The following is a 694-nucleotide window of genomic DNA, read 5'->3' on the forward strand; positions in this document are numbered from 1 at the left end:
CGCTCATGACCGAAAATGGTACATTTGTTGTTAACGGTACTGAGCGTGTAATCGTCTCTCAGTTGCATCGTTCTCCAGGCGTATTTTTTGATCACGATAAGGGTAAAACACACTCTTCTGGTAAGTTGTTACACTCTGCTCGTGTTATTCCTTACCGTGGTTCATGGTTGGACTTTGAGTTTGACCCGAAAGACAACGTTTTTGTTCGTATTGACCGACGTCGTAAACTACCTGCATCGATCTTGCTACGTGCGCTTGAATACAGCACACAAGAAATTCTTGAAATGTTCTTCGATACCAGTGCATTCGTTATTTCCGGCGAGAGCTGTAAGCTAGAGTTGGTGCCTGCTCGCCTACGTGGTGAGCTTGCAAGTTTCGAAATTAAAGATGCTGACGGTAAGGTTATCGTTGAAGAAGGTCGTCGTATTACTGCGCGTCATATCAGACAGCTTGAGAAGCTTGGTAATCACCTTGAAGTTCCACGTGAGTACCTACACGGCAAGGTGACAGCGAAAGACTTGATCAATGAAGAAACTGGCGAATTGGTTGTTGAGTGTAATACCGAAATCACTGATGAAGTGATCGATACAATTATTGAAGCGGGTATCGAATCGTTCGAGACGATTTATACGAACGAACTAGATTGCGGCCCGTTCATGTCTGATACGCTAAGAATCGATCCGACAAGTAATCA

Annotated in this window: 1 pseudogene; it reads left to right on the forward strand. The window is 44.2% G+C overall.

Going from position 1 to position 694, the window contains the following annotated elements:
* Nucleotides 1-694, forward strand: a pseudogene (gene rpoB, locus A3766_RS27265) (DNA-directed RNA polymerase subunit beta); the annotation flags it as partial.

This window comes from Oleiphilus sp. HI0132, assembly GCF_001635845.1.